The organism is Marseilla massiliensis, from assembly GCF_016899955.1.
Classification (GTDB): domain Bacteria; phylum Bacteroidota; class Bacteroidia; order Bacteroidales; family Bacteroidaceae; genus Prevotella; species Prevotella intestinigallinarum.
This window is the reverse complement of the sequence record NZ_JACJJL010000012.1, coordinates 99451-115917: the sequence shown is the minus strand read 5'-3', so window position 1 is coordinate 115917 and position 16467 is coordinate 99451. Positions and strand designations below refer to the sequence as shown.

Annotated in this window: 8 protein-coding genes; all 8 read right to left on the bottom strand. The window is 49.3% G+C overall.

What is annotated here, in order from left to right:
- Nucleotides 1-109: 109 nt before the first annotated feature.
- Nucleotides 110-2479, bottom strand: coding sequence for a glycoside hydrolase family 3 N-terminal domain-containing protein (locus H6B30_RS08705; RefSeq protein WP_205109633.1), 2370 nt, complete (start codon nt 2477-2479; stop codon nt 110-112).
- 11 nt (nt 2480-2490) lie between these two features.
- The gene (locus H6B30_RS08700) at nt 2491-4776 is read right to left on the bottom strand and encodes a glycoside hydrolase family 3 C-terminal domain-containing protein (protein WP_439116964.1); all 2286 of its coding nucleotides are present in this window, start codon (nt 4774-4776) and stop codon (nt 2491-2493) included.
- A gap of 119 nt (nt 4777-4895) precedes the next feature.
- Nucleotides 4896-5891, bottom strand: coding sequence for a hypothetical protein (locus H6B30_RS08695; protein WP_205109631.1), 996 nt, complete (start codon nt 5889-5891; stop codon nt 4896-4898).
- Between the two features lie 22 nt (nt 5892-5913).
- On the bottom strand, nt 5914-7665 hold the full coding sequence (locus H6B30_RS08690; RefSeq protein WP_239483771.1) for a SusD/RagB family nutrient-binding outer membrane lipoprotein: 1752 nt from the start codon (nt 7663-7665) through the stop codon (nt 5914-5916).
- 14 nt (nt 7666-7679) lie between these two features.
- Nucleotides 7680-10856, bottom strand: a complete 3177-nt coding sequence (locus H6B30_RS08685) for a SusC/RagA family TonB-linked outer membrane protein (RefSeq protein ID WP_205109629.1) — start codon at nt 10854-10856, stop codon at nt 7680-7682.
- 282 nt (nt 10857-11138) lie between these two features.
- Nucleotides 11139-12338, bottom strand: a complete 1200-nt coding sequence (locus H6B30_RS08680; RefSeq protein ID WP_205109627.1) for a glycoside hydrolase family 5 protein — start codon at nt 12336-12338, stop codon at nt 11139-11141.
- Nucleotides 12339-12529: 191 nt separating this feature from the next.
- The gene (locus H6B30_RS08675; protein WP_205109625.1) at nt 12530-13915 is read right to left on the bottom strand and encodes an MFS transporter; all 1386 of its coding nucleotides are present in this window, start codon (nt 13913-13915) and stop codon (nt 12530-12532) included.
- Nucleotides 13916-13949: 34 nt separating this feature from the next.
- Nucleotides 13950-16442, bottom strand: coding sequence for a glycoside hydrolase family 94 protein (locus H6B30_RS08670; protein ID WP_205109623.1), 2493 nt, complete (start codon nt 16440-16442; stop codon nt 13950-13952).
- Between the last annotated feature and the right edge of the window lie 25 nt (nt 16443-16467).

The following is a 16467-nucleotide window of genomic DNA, read 5'->3' as shown; positions in this document are numbered from 1 at the left end:
AAAAAAGCCGTGTATCAATGTACAACGTACATTTGACACACAGCTTGCTTTGTTTTGAATTCGTCGAATTCACGTTAAAATAGTTTTTGAATGTTCATATTATCAATTATTATTGTTTCACCACTTCTGACAGATAATGTTCGCGCAGTTTTTTTACGTGGCGCTTTCCCGTGAGTACAATTTCTTGCTCTTGTCGTATGTCCTGCGATGACGTGGCCACCTTGACCCTGTAACGTCCGGGGGCAATATTCCAGTGTCCACCTTCAAAATATCCCAACTGCTCAGGGAAAAGCCTGAACCTTACTGTCTGTTTTTCCCCGGCCTTGAGGCTTATCCGTGCAAAACCTTGAAGTTGGATAGGCTTCAACCGTGACGCACTGTCGATTGGAGAAACATAAATCTGTACCACTTCATCTGCATCCACATTGCCCGTATTCTTTACATCGACACTGAGATTGAACGATTCGGTGTCAGTCGGCACTTCCCTGTCCATTTGCATATTGCCATATTTAAAAGAAGCGTAGCTCAAGCCGTAACCGAACGGCCATGCAATGCGATGGTCTTTCTCCAAACCATAATTATAACAAACCGGTTCATGAATTTCAACGGCAGGATAGCTGACACAGAGCTTGCCTGACGGCGACACATTTCCGAAAAGGATATCGGCTACCGCATTGCCTCCTTCCTCACCTGGATACCACGCTTGAAGTACGGCAGCACATTTCTTTGCCAAGCCGCTGATTACCTGCGCCCGTCCGCCAAACGCGATAAGTACCACCGGCTTACCCGTAGCGACAAGCGCATTTACATATTCTTCCTGCCGTCCGGGGAGTGTGAGTTTGGTACGGTCGCGGTTTTCCCCACTAAGCATCACGTTTTCACCCATCGCCGCAATGATTACGTCACACTGGCGAGCCATCCGCAGCGCTTCATCCCAATCAGCCGGTTCATGGCTGTCTACCATACGGTTGTCGATTATCTTTTGTTCAGCCACCCTTGGGTCGCCACCTTTTTCCATCACAGTTTCCGGCACGTCAGTCCAGTCGCACCCGCGCGAATAGAGCAGCGAACCTCCTTGGGGCATCTTTTGCTCCATGCCTTCTTTCAAAAACACATATTTGGGATGCAAAGGACTTTCCTCTTTACCTTTCCAAAAATAACGCATGGCTTGGAATGTATAGTCGCCGGCAAGTGCCCACATTGAATTTGCATTAGGACCTGTCAGGAACACGCGGCCTCCAAGCCTTGAAAGCGTTTCGGCTGTAAGCGGCAGAATGGGTTTATCATCACCCTCTATATTGCCGTTCTTCAACAATACGATGGATTGAGTGGCAAGCCGATAGGATGTGGCACGCTCTTCGTCAGTGTCAAACTCTATGTGTCCATTGCTGTATAGACGCGCGGTATTGTCGAGCAAACCGAGCTTTGCCTTTAACATCAGCACGTGCTTGACGGCCTTTTCCAACACGTCTTCACTGATAAGGCCTTTCTCCAACGCTTCAGGAATATTAGCATAGATGTCTCCCGTAGGGAAATCCACTTCGTTGCCGGCATTCATCGCCGCAACGCACAACTCTAATGGCGAAAGAGCCTCGTCAATCTGTGGAATAGAACCGTAATCACTGACAATGAGTCCATTGAACCCCACATACTTGCGCAACAAATCCTGTTGAAGCCACTTGTTAGCCACACATTTAGTACCGTTAAACGTATGGTAGCCGGTCATCACCACCTGGCTGCCCACCAGACGGATGATAGCTTCGTGAGGCAGCAGAATATCCTCCATAAGCTCTGTTTCGGGAGCGTCAGCCCCACCGCCATAGCCAAGGAAATGTTTTGTGCAGGCAGCGACACCTTCATGCAGATTTCCTCTGTGCTGAATGCCGTTTACAAAGGCGACTCCCATTGCCGCCGATAAATAGCCATCTTCTCCGTAAGATTCCTCCAGACGGTTGAACGATGGGTCGCGGACCACATCCACCATCGGGGAGAGGGCGAGCGTTCCGCCTATGGCACGCAATGCCGTGGCCGAAAGCCGGGCTTTCTTTTCTGCCAGCTCCGTGTTCCATGTACACGCCATACCGATTTGCTGGGGATAAACAGTGGCATCCAAGGCGTTCACCCCGGAGAGTGCTTCCTCATGAACGAGAGCCGGAATATGATTAGGCGTGTTTTCAATAAGCCATTTCTGCAACCGGGCTACCCTGTCGCGCTGCTCATCGGGCGACATTCCCAAATCCATGGCGAATTGGGATATATGTCCGATGCCGTCGGGAATCAGTTCTTTGCATTTCGCCTCGTCAATTTTACCTTCCGGCGTAAGCAACGCCGATATGTAAATGCTTCTCAGCTGAGCCACTCGTTCTGCACGGCTCATGCCGTCATAAAGCTGATCTACACGCTGCTCCAATGTCGGTGAGCTGCACGCAGTCATGGACATACAAGTCATGGCAACAAATAAAGTTTTGATAGGTTTCATTAGCTGTGCGATTAGTAGTTATATTTCACCTTGCCACGAATGTCAGCTGCCGATGCTCCGACATAAACAGTGAAAGAACCACGTTCTGCCACCCATTCATGCCTTTCTTCATCGAAATATTTCAAATCATCGTCGCCAATAGTATAGGAGACCTGTTTTGTCTCTCCCGGCTCAAGCGCGACTTTCTCGAAATGCCTGAGTTCCATTACTGGGCGGATTACCGAGGCCTTGTCGTCACCGACATAGAATTGCACTACTTCCTGCCCAGCCACATTTCCGCTGTTACGCACCGGCACCGATACAGTGCGCCCGTTAATCGTCGGTTTACCGTAACTGAATGTGGTATAACTCAAGCCGAAGCCAAAGGGGAAGCGCACCTTCGTTTTGAAATAGTCAAACCAGCGATAGCCCAAAAGGATGTCTTCGCCATATATTTCCGTTTCATCCTTCTTTGTCCCATCCCCGGGCAAAGCACAGAAGTCAATACCTTTCCAGCCATTCACGGCAGCTTTCAGCAACCGGGCGGAATTCAACGGTTTCCCCTCTTCACCGCCAAAAGGCTGAGGCAACTTGTCAGGCGACACCCCGGGATAACCTACTGCACCAATCTTGTGGGCTGGATAATCATTGAGTTTGTAAGCAAATGAAAACGGAAGTTTCCCGGATGGGCACACGTCTCCTGAAATAATGTCAGCCAAAGCGTGTCCGGCTTCGCTTCCAAGATACCAAGACTGGACCAATGCCTGCGCCTTGTCAAGCCAAGGCATGTCGTATGCGTTTCCGCTCACGATCACCAATACAGTGTTGCTGTTGGCTGCAAGCAATTCCGTAATGAGCCTGTCCTGCCCGAAAGGAAGTTGATAAGATTCGCGGTCACCGCCCTCGCAGTCTTGATTATGATTTTTGTTCAGGCCACCGACATAGATGACGTAATCAGCAGTTTTTGCTTTTTCAACGGCTTCATTTCGGAGTGAATCATAAAGAACTTGTGGCAAAACATCTACTTTGCCATACATCGTGCGTCCGGAAGCATAGCCTTTCGCATACTCAATGGTGCATTTGTCGCCAAACCGCTCCTTGATGCCACGCAGTGGCGACACCTCGTCGCGCGGCTTTAGCTCGCTTGAACCTCCGCCCGCACATAAGCTGCGAGTGGCATTTTCGCCCACCACCAAAATTTTCATATTGTCCTTGGGTACAAGAGGAAGAATGCCGTTGTTCTTCAACAGCACTATGCCTTCCTGCGCGATTTTACGGGCGGCGGCTACGTGCTCGCGAGTGTTCATTGAACCAAAGCCGTGATTGCCGGACATGGCCGTGCGCACTATAAGGCGGAGCATACGCCGGGCCTTGTCATTGATTATCGAATCAGGCACTTCGCCCCTGCGGCATTTCTCAAGATAAGCTCTTCCAAGATAGTAGTCATCATACGAGTTTATCGGAGCTTCAGTGGAAAGGCCATCAGTGAAACTGCCAAATTCAAGGTCGAGGCCATTAAAAATGGCTTCATCCGTGTTATGCGCTGCTCCCCAGTCAGTAATCACCGCTCCGTCAAATCCCCACTCTTTCTTAAGGATATCGTTAATCAAGCGGGCGTTATGAGTTGCGTGCTGATTGAGATATTGATTGTAACTGCCCATCACGCTCCACGCACCTCCTTCAACTACCGCTGCATGGAACGGGCGCAGGTAAAGTTCGTATAAGGCACGGTCGGAAACCCGCACATCCACATGGTCGCGGAAGGTTTCCTGCTCGTTAAGCGCGTAATGTTTTAAGCAACAAGCCACGCCATTGGATTGAAGCCCTTGTATATAAGGCACACACATCCGCGAAGTAAGATACGGGTCTTCGCCCATATATTCAAAGTTGCGTCCGTTAAGTGGCGTGCGGTACAGGTTCACGCCGGGACCCAACAAAACATTTTTTTTGCGGTAACGGGCCTCTTCACCTACCATCCGCCCGTAAAGGTAAGCCAACTCAGGTTGCCATGTGGCAGCAAGACAAGTCAGGGCGGGAAAAGCCGTACACGAATCATTGGTCCAGTCGGCATGGTCCCAGCTGTTCCAGCAGATTTCCATACGCACACCATGAGGACCGTCGCTGCAATAAAGTTCAGGGACGCCTAAACGCGCCACACCCGGACTTGAGAATTTTGACTGTGCGTAGCTTAGGCGGATTTTCTCTTCAAGGGTCATCTTGCTCAAAAGCGTTTCCACCATTGACTCAATATCATCGTTGTCGGCAGCACTTGAGGTCAGCGCACCTAACATTAAAAAAAAGAAAAGAATTTTTCTCATGATTTTCAATTTGTAATCAACATACGCGAGAAAAGCAAGCCGTTGCACTTCATAATCGGCAACGGCTTGTAATCACACATAGAAATAGAATATGACAAATCTAACAAAACGGCGCTGTATTATTCCTTAGTGATCTTAGTAATGGTATAACCATCACCAACAAAAATGGCTCCGTCTTGTTCGTTCATCAGCTCTATTGAGTAGTCGGTAAGCGCAAACTCCAGAACCATGGAACCGTTAATCGTAATATCACCACGCTCGGGATCTCCTTTTCCTGTAAGAATGTTATTCCACCAAGCGGTAGTCATAGTGCCCTGTCCATCACCGGTAACATACGCACGGACTATATCGCCGCTCTGTACCAAATCCTTAAACTGCGTCTGGAGGGCAGTGAACGGCGTATCCCATGTTACATCGAACGAGCCTTCCCAAAGAGTTGTTTCTTCCGAGACTGGAAGTTCATCGCTGACTTCAATTTTATCGCCGCCATAAACATTGCCGTCGCTATCTGTAAGAGTTATGCGGTAAATGCCGAGAGCGAGGTCGCTTGGCACGGTGTATTCAATATAGTCATTGCCGTTATTGGAAACAAAAGTGGCAGCAGCCTCCTTATTACCTATGGTTATTTTCACCACTTTGTCCATATTTGTGCCGTGTAACTTCGCCTGCATTCCCGGAACAACCAGACGGTCGCTTGCAGCATCAGTGGGAGTCGGGTCGCCATCAAGCGGCAAAACGACAAGCTTACCCATTCTGGACGTTTGTTTCCCCTTCGTCGTGGTAGCGACAATCTTTAAGATATATTCTCCGGCATAAAGCGGCGCAAGCTGAATCTTAGTTCCCTCACATACTTTTTCGTCGTCAATGAACCACTCGACAGTGGTGTAGAGGGCAGGAGTCACTACGGTTGAATCAATCAATTCCGCATCGCGGGAAATAGTCTTGTAAACAGCCGGCTCACCGTTCTCCCAATCGCCGAACCACGGAAGGAGTATTTGCGGGAAATCATCCTCGGTAGCCGAGATAAACCCTTCGTTATCTTCTGAACAGGAGCAAAGCATTCCCATTGAGAGAACAACTATTGCCGTTATCAATTTATATAATGTCTTTTTCATTTTTATTCAATCTGTTAATCTATTATTCAATTGATTCGCTAAACTTTTCAATGTCCATGAAATGCTGTTCGTTGACATCCCACCATACACGGGTGTGCCAATCGTCGGTTCCACCCAAACGGTCAACAGCTTCCTCGTAATTTACGATGTTGTACCTACCCTCAAGCAGCGGATAGCGCAAGCGTACAGGTGTTTGCATATTCGGGTCTTCGTGCGGGAAGTCGCCGCGGACAGGAAGCAAAGTACGGTCAGCCAACGCAGGATAGTCTGAACGGCGGAGGTTCGCCCAGCCTTCGTTTGGATTTGTAAGATGAAGGATCCAAGCTTGGGTGTTGATCGACTCGCGAGGATTATCGCCTAACGGGTTTTCCTCTATGTATTCCTCTATCTCTTCGTCGGAAATCTTTGAGACAATATCGTAGTAGTTGTTAAGCATCTGCATTGATGCGCGAATGCCTGCTTTATAATGGCTTTCTGCGTCGCCTTGGACATTCCAGCCTTTTGAAGCGGCTTCGGCAAGCAGGAATTCAACTTCGGCAGAGGTTATGAGAATGCCGGGACAGTCGGCGTTGCAGAATGCTACAGCTATGGTAGGCCTAATCATACGAGCCGGATAGTTGTTCTTGTCATATCCTTTGTCAGGATAAAGCGTTGCAAGTGAATCCAAGGTGGGAATGTCGCTGTTGGCAGGGGCACTCACCCACTCGCTCCACCAGGCGTCGCCTACATTGCACGGAACGATACCTTCACCTCCGCGCTCGCCCCAAGCCAGCACCTCGTCGGTAACGTCAAAGTTGCCTGACGTATCTGTCTGGCTGCGTGTGGTGTGGATATAGCACCGGGCGATGCGGTAAAGACGCGGGTCGTGCATCTTTTTCATATAATTAAATAAGGTGGAGCAGACAAACGAAGGTGACTGCGGATCTTGCCCGTATATCATCTCGCTAAGTGCGTTGGCCCTGAAATCAAGGTCGGAGGCGCCGTCATAAAGCGTGAACGGAGCATCGATGTATTTTATGTAAGCATCTTCGTCGGCCGATGAGATAATGCCGCCGTCAGCATTTAATGCAGACTCAAATTCGGTACGTGCTCTTTCCGGGGCGACATCGGAAATACGCATTGCATAACGCAGGCGAAGAGTATTGGCATACCTCTTCCATGCTTCCGGATCGCCTCCTAAAGAAGTGACATCTCCGGCGATAGCGTCAGTGCCCGTACCGAGTTGCTCGGCACACGCTTTTAGCTCAGAGAAAATGAAGTCGTAGACTTCTTCCTGTGTATCGTACTTCGGTGTGGCATTGCCGTCGATGAACGACATTCCCGCCTCCGTGCAAGGAATGTCGCCATAGATGTCAGAGAGTACGGCCATCATGTAAGCACGGTGGATGCGCAGCGCGGCATTGGTGTTCGGCATATCTCCAGTGCGATGGATGGCATCTACAAGGTTCTTTATGCTTATCTGATAATAACGGTTCCACGGATAAGTCATCTCCGAGTCTTTCGGATAAACCGCTCCGGCATAGTTGGAAACATTCCATCCTCCGGCATAATACTGCGTAAAGCCGGTGATGTAACTGCGGTAAGTGTCCATCAGTGAAAAGTCGCCGTATGTTTGCAGCAGAGTCGTGGTGAGCTGTGCGTTCGGGGCGATGGTTTCCGCCTTTGAATCGTCGGTGTTGACATCCTCCAGATAAGAGTCCGAGCAAGAAGAAAGCCCCACGACAAGCGTCAGAAGCATCATGAACGATGCTATATTAAAAATATGTTTTTTCATAATCACAATGTCTATTAGAATTTCACATTTACATTAAAACCGTAGCTACGGCGTGACGGGAGCGAGCCGTACTCAAGTCCCATGCCTGATGTGTTATAGTTAGAGTCAGGATCGATGTTCGGTATGTTCTTCCATACAATGAACGGGTTGCGAGCAACGAACGAGACAGAGAGTGACTTTACGAACTTGCCCAACATCTTTTCGGGGAAAGTGTATCCGAACGTGATTTCGCGGCACTTGATGTAAGAATTGTCGTAGATGAACAATGCAGGAGCCTTTTCGGCAACGCTCTTCCAATAGTTCTGCGGGTTCACGGGGTATGTGTTCTTGCTGTATGTGCCGTCGCCGTTGTCTATCACGCCGTCTACAATAAGTCCCTCACACTTGCCGGCTGCACGCCACTCTGCCTCTGTCATGCCGGCAGCCTTACGGGCCTCTTCCGAGCGGTACCACTCTTCACGCCCTGCGAGCGTGCCATTGGCCTTACCCGTGAGGTAGGCTGAACGCATCGAGAATGAATAGAGATCAGCTCCCACTTTCACATCGAATGCAGCAGTAAGATGGAAGTTTTTGTAAGTGAAAGTCGTGTAGAAGCCACCGGTCCAGTCCCAAGTGGAGTTGCCGAGAGTCTTGAGATTCTCGTCATAAAGGGGAAGACCCGTATTCTTGTCTATGAGGATGTCACCATTCTCATTGCGCTTGAAATCTGTACCGAGAATAGAGCCGTAGTTCTTTCCTACCTCAGCACCCACCGAGACACCGGCCCAGCTCGCGTCAGCCAGCTGGAGGTAATCCATGCCTTCGACAAGAGCGAGAACTTTGTTCGAGTTCTTTGAGAAGTTGATACCTGCGTCCCATGCAAAATCCTTGACTTGGAGCACACGGCCGTTGACGGCTAACTCGATACCCTTGTTCTGAATCTTTCCGGCATTGACAAGACGGTTGGGATACCCGGAAGCCGAAGAAGAAGCAAGTGCTATAATCTGATCCGTTGAAATCTGGTCATAGTATGTAAAGTCAACTCCTAAGCGCCCGTTGAAGAACTTAAGCTCAAGGCCGAGTTCGTAAGAACTGGTCATTGTCGGCTTAAGGTTACTGTTCGGTTGTGTGTTATTATTTATCATACCTATGGTATAACCTGGATATTTATATTTACCTGTCGAATAGATCAGAGAGAGCTGATACGGGTCAGTGTCTGAACCTACTTTCGCCCATGAAGCACGTACTTTACCAAAACTTAATATTTTATGGTTCTTGAAAAAGTTAGAAAATATTATGCTTCCTGATACAGAAGGATAAATATATGTGTTGTTTGCCGCCGGAAGCGTGGATGAACGGTCGCCGCGGACAGTTCCTTCAAGATAGTATGTAGAGAGATAGCCAAGGCTTGCACTTGCATAAAGGGAGTTTATCTGCTTCTTGTAAGTGGCCGGCTGCACGTTCTGCTCCGCATAATTCATGATTGACACCACGTCGTCCATCTGCTGTTCAGTGCCGGTGATGACGGTCGTCTTGTTGTCCACCTTAAATATGTTCCCGCCCACAGTGGCATTGAAATCGAAGTTGCCCCAGTTGTTGTTATAGAGGGCAAGAATTTCCGCATTCAGTGTCCGGTTATTGAAAATCGAGTTTGTGAGCTTACCGGAAAGAACACCCGGGGTGGTGCGGGCGATGAACTCATCGAAGTTCATGTTGTTGATGTCCGTACCAATCGTTCCCTGGATTTTCAAATGCTTGTTCACGTTGTAAATGGCTTTCGCTGTCAAGCGGAACACGTCTTTCGCAGATGTGTTGTTGTTCTTGTAGAGGTCCCAATACGGGTTTATGTTATACTGGTCGTTACCATTCCAGTTGGCATAAGTGCCGTCTGCATTCTGGTAGTTCTTGAGCCATTCAACATTATATGTACCCGCCAAGGTCATGAGGTTCTTGCCCACGTTACTTTGTGAGGTGGAGAGTGCCGGACGGTTCTTCACGTTCTCACGCACATAGTTGGCCGTAAAGTCGAAATCTACAGGGCCTGCGGAGGTTGTAACGCGCAGGTTGAAATTGTCACGGCTCATGTGTGAATTGGGAAGGATGTCCTTGTTACGCATATCGGTAAAAGAGAAGCGGATACCCGTCTTGCCTGTGTTGACACTCAATATAGCTGTATTCTGGGCTGTAAGACCGGTGCGGAAGAATGAAGATGTGTTATTCGGATACATGAGGAACGGACGCACAGAGCCGTCAAAATAGGTCTTGTCTATCATGTCCGCCTTCACGCCCCAGCTCGAGTTCGTACCCGACGAGGCGTCAAGCTGGTACTGCCCGTTGTCGCCCATACCGTATATCTCCTGCACGTCGTCCCACTTCGCGAGCTGCGTGTCGATGGTCAGCGAGCCGTTATACTCAACAGAAACCTTCTCCTTGCCAGCCTTTTTCGTGGTGATGAGAATTACACCGTGCGACGCACGTGAACCGTAGAGGGCGGAAGCGGCCGGGCCTTTAAGCACGGTCATCGTCTCTATATCGTCAGGGTTGATGGCAGATATACCGTCACCAAGGTCGTAACCTCCCTGCTCGCCGGCACTTCCGAAGTTGGTGTTGTCCAAGGGTACGCCGTCAATTACGTAAAGAGGCTGGTTGTTGCCCGTCAGTTCGGTCGTACCGCGGAGCATGACTCTCGTTGATCCGGCTGCGCCACCCGCCGTATTGCTGACAACAAGACCTGCCACCTTACCGGCAAGCGAGTTTATGACATTGGTCTCCTTTGCTTTGGTCAGTTCGGCGCCTTTTATTTCGGACAGGCCATAGCCGAGAGCCTTGCGGTCACGCTTTATGCCAAGTGCGGTAACAACCACTTCGTCCAGCGTCTCCGAGCTTTGCTCAAGTTTGATTTTCAAAATGTTCTGAGCCTTCACACGTACGGATTTGTATCCTACGTAAGAAATCTCAAGCTCGTCACCGGCGTTGCACTGTAAAGTAAAGTTACCGTCAAGGTCGGTAATAACACCCTTTGATGTTCCTACCACCTTCACTGATACGCCGATTAACGGGCCTGCCGCGTCAGAGACGTTGCCCTTTACTGTAATCCCCGTCTGGGTCGCCGTTATGCCTACGTCTGCTTTTCTTGGCGTAGTTGCCATGACCGCTGGCGCAATCAGGCTCGCCCCAAGCATACATAACACTAAGTTAAATCGTTTAATCATAATAATATTTTATTTTAGGAATGTATTCCATTTTTTTATTCGTTGGCGGAATTATTCTTTATCTTTCAATTGCAGACACTTATGGTATGCTGCATTTCAGCAGCTTTTGCTTGCGGTTTTTAGCTTGCTTCCGGTAGAACTGCAAGAATTGTCTTATAGTGTGAAGGGATACCTTTTTGAAAGGAGAGAAGCCGTGTGGTGCAGGCCGGAAGGACACAGATTGCAACTGTAACCGTCGCCGTGGCACCCCAAATAACTCCGCTAACGCGTGTCTTTTATTGTTCACATGGGTTTTGCACTCTCTGCAATCCCTTCTTTAATGCCTTTGATTATCCAGTCTGCTTTTATCTCCATGTTTTTATTACGGTCAAAGATGCCGAACATGTCAGCGCCGTTGCCGAACCGGTTGTTGTCCCAGATGAAAGTTGAAAATCCGCGTTTGCGTGCCTCTGACACCAATGTCTTGCAGTAATAAGTCATATTCTCGTGCATACGGTCGGCTTCGGAACCTTTGTAATGGTCGGTGAGCCCCCATTCTCCAATCACTATGCCTAATCCTTTAGAACCCCATTCATTCGCCAGTTTGTCGAAGTAATTGATCATCGTGGTCTCATCGCTCTGTGACGCTTTCCCATACTGCTTGTACGGCTCGCCCCAGTAGTAACATTCACCACTGCCGGCATATTCCCACGGGTTATAAAAATGCAGCTCTACGCTCATATAATCATTGCCGTTGCCGTCTATGTCTTTAGGGATTATGAAATCACCGTTGTACAGGCCGAAATCGGCATTGCACACATATGTCTGCACAATCAAGTGGCGTTTCGTGTTGTTTCCGCCTGTAGCTCGCACAATGTCGATGAATGTCTGGTTGTAGGCATTCTGCACATCAAGGTTTTCAGCGGTAGGCTTTCCCCAGTTGTCGGGTACATGAACCTCGTTGGTGCCTGCAAAAGCCACGCGGTAATCATATTTGCCAAGCTCATTGGCAATGTTCATCCACAGCAAAGCCAGCTTCCGGCAGTTTTCTTCCTTGTCCGCATAAAAGGGGCGGCTCTCAAGCCATTTCTCGTGGTGTACGTTGACGATGACTTTCATGTCATATTCCAGACACCAGTCTATCACCTCCTTTATTCTGTCCATCCACGTCTTGCTGATGCTCATGGCCGCAGGGTTGGTGATGTGGCATTGCCATCTTACAGGTATGCGTATGGCATTGAATCCGGCATCGTGCACGGCCTTGATGGTTTTCTTCGTGACTACAGGGTTTCCCCATGCCGTTTCCGCATTGTCGGCCCCGTCGGGTTCGCCTATGTCCATAGACTCACCGTCTTGTCCCGGGGCAGAACATTCAAACTGGTTACCAAGGTTCCATCCGGCAGTGACTTCGCTGTTCCATTGCCGGGCTGTATTTTGGGCGTGACACAGCATTACGGCAAACATCAGTGTCAACAGCCAATAAATCCTTAAATTTGTTTTCATGATTTTTAATTTTTCAAATATGTCGCAAAATAATTAAAATTTTCCATAAAAGCTGGTTCACTATCTATTGATAAAGGTTTGATGAATGTCTTTTGTCTGAAAACAAACCTTATTTCACGAGGAATAAAACCTTACCTCCGTTATATGCAGATATTATTTGCCATGATGATACCTTATCTTGAAATAGTTTATCATTGCCTTTCCATACCTGAATTCTTGAACTCCGCGATGCGCTTGGTGGTAAGCGGATACAGCACCATCAGGCCTATTATCAGCAGCGAGATGGCCGCCGGAATGTAGCTTATCGCCAACTTCAAGCCAAAGATGGCGCCCGGCGTTTGCGTGGCGGCATTAGGCTGAAGGCCGAAAAAGCTGAACAAAAGCAACACGGCCGAACCGGCGATGGCGCCTCCGAACTTCTGGGCCATGGAACCGGAAGAGAAAATGAGGGCTGTTGAGGCAGTGCCGTGTTTGTAGTAGGAATAGTCGGCCACATCGGCGTACATGCTCCATACCAGCGGACTTACCACTCCGGTGAAAATGCTGATAAGCACCTGAAGCAACAATATGCCAATGAATCCTTCATTGCTTAACGGCATATAGAAAAACAGAATGCTGAGTGCACCCATTGCCACGGCAGAGACTATGAACGTGGTTTTCTTGCCCAGCCGCTTGCTCAAAGGCATGGCGCACACCACCCCTATCATGTTGCATACTTCGCCGATGGCAAGAAATACGCCTGCAAAGAAAATGAATGAGAAGAAACCAAAGTCCACGATATTGTCATTCCCAATGTAATATTTGAAGTAATAGGCCACAGTAGCGCCACGCACCGTGTTGAACAGGTTGGTGCAGAGAGCTGTGCAGGTAATCATCCACCAAGGGAAATTCCTCACCAAAGAGCGAAAATCGTTCATCAGTTTGTCTCCCTTGACACCCTTTACGTGCTCCCGGGTCAATAGGAAACTGCCTATGAAAAGCAGGAAACATACCGTGGCGATGACTATCATTGCGCCCTGCCATGCGCCCGCCATGCCTCCGACATTGAGAAAAGACAGATTGTTGTCGGAAAACAACTTGCACAATGGTTCCCATGCATACAGGGCAATGAACGAGCCGCCGTAGGCGAAGAACATGCGGTAGCTTGAAAACACTGTCTTCTCATAGCTGTCGGATGTCATCACGCCAAGCATCGAGGCGTAAGGCACATTAATGCAGGTGTAAACCGTCATCATCAGAATGTATGTAATGTAAGCATAGATGAGACGTCCCTGTTCGTCAAAATCTGGTGTGGTGAACAACAATACCCCACAGATAGCAAAGGGCAGCGAGAACCACAACAGGTAAGGACGGTACTTGCCCCACCGGGTGTTGGTACGATCACAAATGATACCCATCATAGGGTCGGACACAGCATCCCATACACGCGTCACAAACATCAGAGTGGCGGTATGGGTGAGTGACAGGTTGAATATATCACTGTAAAAAATGGGAAGATAATAAGAAAATATCTTCCAGAACATGGAAGACGCCATGTCTCCCATGCCATATCCTATCTTTTCAATCAGTCTGGCCATTATAAGCAGATTTCTATGAACTTCGTTTTTTACTTTACATCTCCACCACTACAACATGCTTGCCCGGAAGAGCTTTCACAACGTTGCTGTCAACGGGCTTTCCGTCAACGGTTATCCGGCTTACGCCTTTCTGCTTGCCGTTAGGGTTCTTCACGGTGATGGTAAACTCACTGTCACGCAGTTTGCGCTTTACGGTGTACTCATTCATAGTCTCAGGCAGGCAGGGGTCTATTTCCAGTCCGTCATAGGTGGGGCGTATGCCAAGTATGTACTGGGTAATGGCGAGCCAGTTCCATGCGGCTGTACCCGTGAGCCAAGAGTTCTTTCCCTCTCCCGGACGTGCGGCGTCCTTGCCTGCCACCATCTGGCAATAAACATAAGGTTCTACCTTATGGAGTGTCTGATCCTTTATCCACGCCGGACATATCTTGGTGTAGTGATCCCAGGCGTCATCGCCACGTCCGGCTACAGTCTCGCCGATAATAACCCAAGGGTTGTTGTGGCAGAAGATACCGGCATTCTCCTTGTAACCTGCCGGATAAGAAGATATTTCGCCCATCTCCACGTGGTAGGTGGTGAAGGCGGGGTTGTTGAGCACCATGCCGTGTTCGCTGTCAAGGTAACGCTTGCAAGAGTCGAGAGCCTTGCTTACCATGCCTTCCTCCATTCCTATGCCGGCCATAGTGCAGAAACCTTGCGACTCGATGAAAATCTTGCCTTCCTCGTTTTCATGGGAACCAATCTTGTTGCCGTAGAAGTCATAGGCACGGAGATACCACTCTCCATCCCATCCGTACTTCTTTACCGCCTCTACCATGTCATCAACACAGCCTGTAGCGCGTTTTGCCTCAGTCTCCATGCCACAAACCTTGCACAATTCGGCATACTGACGACCGCAGAAGACAAAGAGTCCCGCTATCATCAGAGATTCCGCCTTTGAACCCTCGGAAACGTTCTCCGTAGTTTGGAACGACTCGTTTGGATCCCAAGAGAAACAGTTAAGGTTGAGACAGTCGTTCCAGTCCGCGCGACCGATAAGAGGCAACTTATGGGGACCGAGATTCTCCACCACATGGTTGAACGAAATACGAAGATGCTCCATGAGCGACACTTCCGACCCCGGCTTGTTGTCCCAAGGCACTTTCTCGTCAAGGATGCCGAAGTCGCCCGTCTCTCTCACGTATGCAACCGTGCCGAAGATGAGCCACATGGGGTCGTCATTGAACCCACCACCAATGTCGTTATTGCCACGCTTGGTGAGGGGTTGGTATTGATGATAGCAGCCACCGTCGGGGAACTGCGTTGAAGCAATGTCAATAATACGCTGGCGGGCACGCTCAGGCACTTGATGCACAAAGCCAACAAGATCTTGGTTGGAATCACGGAATCCCATTCCACGGCCTATGCCACTCTCGAAGAAACTGGCTGAACGTGAGAAGTTGAACGTGATCATGCATTGGTACTGATTCCAGATGTTCACCATTCGGTCAAGACGGTCGTCGCCCGTAGAAACCTGGAATTTGTCGAGCAGTCCGTTCCACATGGCGTGCAGTTCGTCAAAAGCCTTGTCCACAGCCTCAACTGTGCTGAATCTTTCGATTGTTGCGTGAGCCTTTTCCTTATTCACGATGGTGCGATCGAGGGCGCCTAGCGAAGTGATGAGCGTAGGGTCGGCGTGTGGGTCGGCGTATTTCTCTTCTTGTGCATTTTCGACATAGCCAAGCAGGAAGATAAAGTCTCTCTGTTCGCCCGGCATAAGGCTTACCTCTATATAATGTGAAGCTATCGGACTCCAACCGTGTGCCACGGAACCGGACGGCTTGCCAGCCATGACGCACTGGGGATTGGCCAGTTCATTGTAAAGGCCGACAAACGACTCACGGTCGGTATCGAAACCGTCGGCCCGTGCATTTGCCAAGGCGTAATAAGCATAGTGGTTACGGCGCTCCTTGTACTCCGTTTTATGGTAAATGACCGTAGAGGATTCTCCCTGCTCTATCTCCACCTCACCAGTGCTCAGGTTGCGCTGGAAGTTCTCCATGTCGGTGGCTGCGTTCCACAGACACCACTCGGCAAACGAAAAGAGTTTCACGGTCTTCTTCGTGTCAGTGGTGTTGCGGATGGTCACCTTCTGCACTTCGGCCCATGTGTTCAATGGCACGAAGAAAAGCTCCGAGACCTCTATGCCGTTCTTGCTTCCCGTTATGCGGGTGTAGTTCAGCCCATGGCGGCACTCATAACTGTCGAGTGGGGTCTTGCACGGCTTCCAACCGGGACTCCACACAACGTCTCCGTCCTTAATATAAAAGTATCGGCCGCCGTTGTCCATCGGTACGTCATTGTAGCGGTAGCGCGTGATGCGGCGGAATTTGGCATCCTTATAGAAAGAGTAACCTCCCGCCGTATTGGATATGAGGCTGAAGAAATCCTCATTGCCCAGGTAGTTAATCCAGGGGAATGGAGTTGCCGGGTCGGTGATTACATATTCACGGTTTTTGTCGTCGAAATGTCCGTATGTCTTTTTCATTGTTCTGTTTTGTAAGAAAGTTGGT

Bases quoted from the DNA above. Each gene is read 5' to 3' on its own strand.
- H6B30_RS08705 (WP_205109633.1), bottom strand. From the start codon at position 2,479: ATGAAACCTATCAAAACTTTATTTGTTGCCATGACTTGTATGTCCATG.
- H6B30_RS08700 (WP_439116964.1), bottom strand. From the start codon at position 4,776: ATGAGAAAAATTCTTTTCTTTTTTTTAATGTTAGGTGCGCTGACCTCA.
- H6B30_RS08695 (WP_205109631.1), bottom strand. From the start codon at position 5,891: ATGAAAAAGACATTATATAAATTGATAACGGCAATAGTTGTTCTCTCA.
- H6B30_RS08690 (WP_239483771.1), bottom strand. From the start codon at position 7,665: ATGAAAAAACATATTTTTAATATAGCATCGTTCATGATGCTTCTGACG.
- H6B30_RS08685 (WP_205109629.1), bottom strand. From the start codon at position 10,856: ATGATTAAACGATTTAACTTAGTGTTATGTATGCTTGGGGCGAGCCTG.
- H6B30_RS08680 (WP_205109627.1), bottom strand. From the start codon at position 12,338: ATGAAAACAAATTTAAGGATTTATTGGCTGTTGACACTGATGTTTGCC.
- H6B30_RS08675 (WP_205109625.1), bottom strand. From the start codon at position 13,915: ATGGCCAGACTGATTGAAAAGATAGGATATGGCATGGGAGACATGGCG.
- H6B30_RS08670 (WP_205109623.1), bottom strand. From the start codon at position 16,442: ATGAAAAAGACATACGGACATTTCGACGACAAAAACCGTGAATATGTA.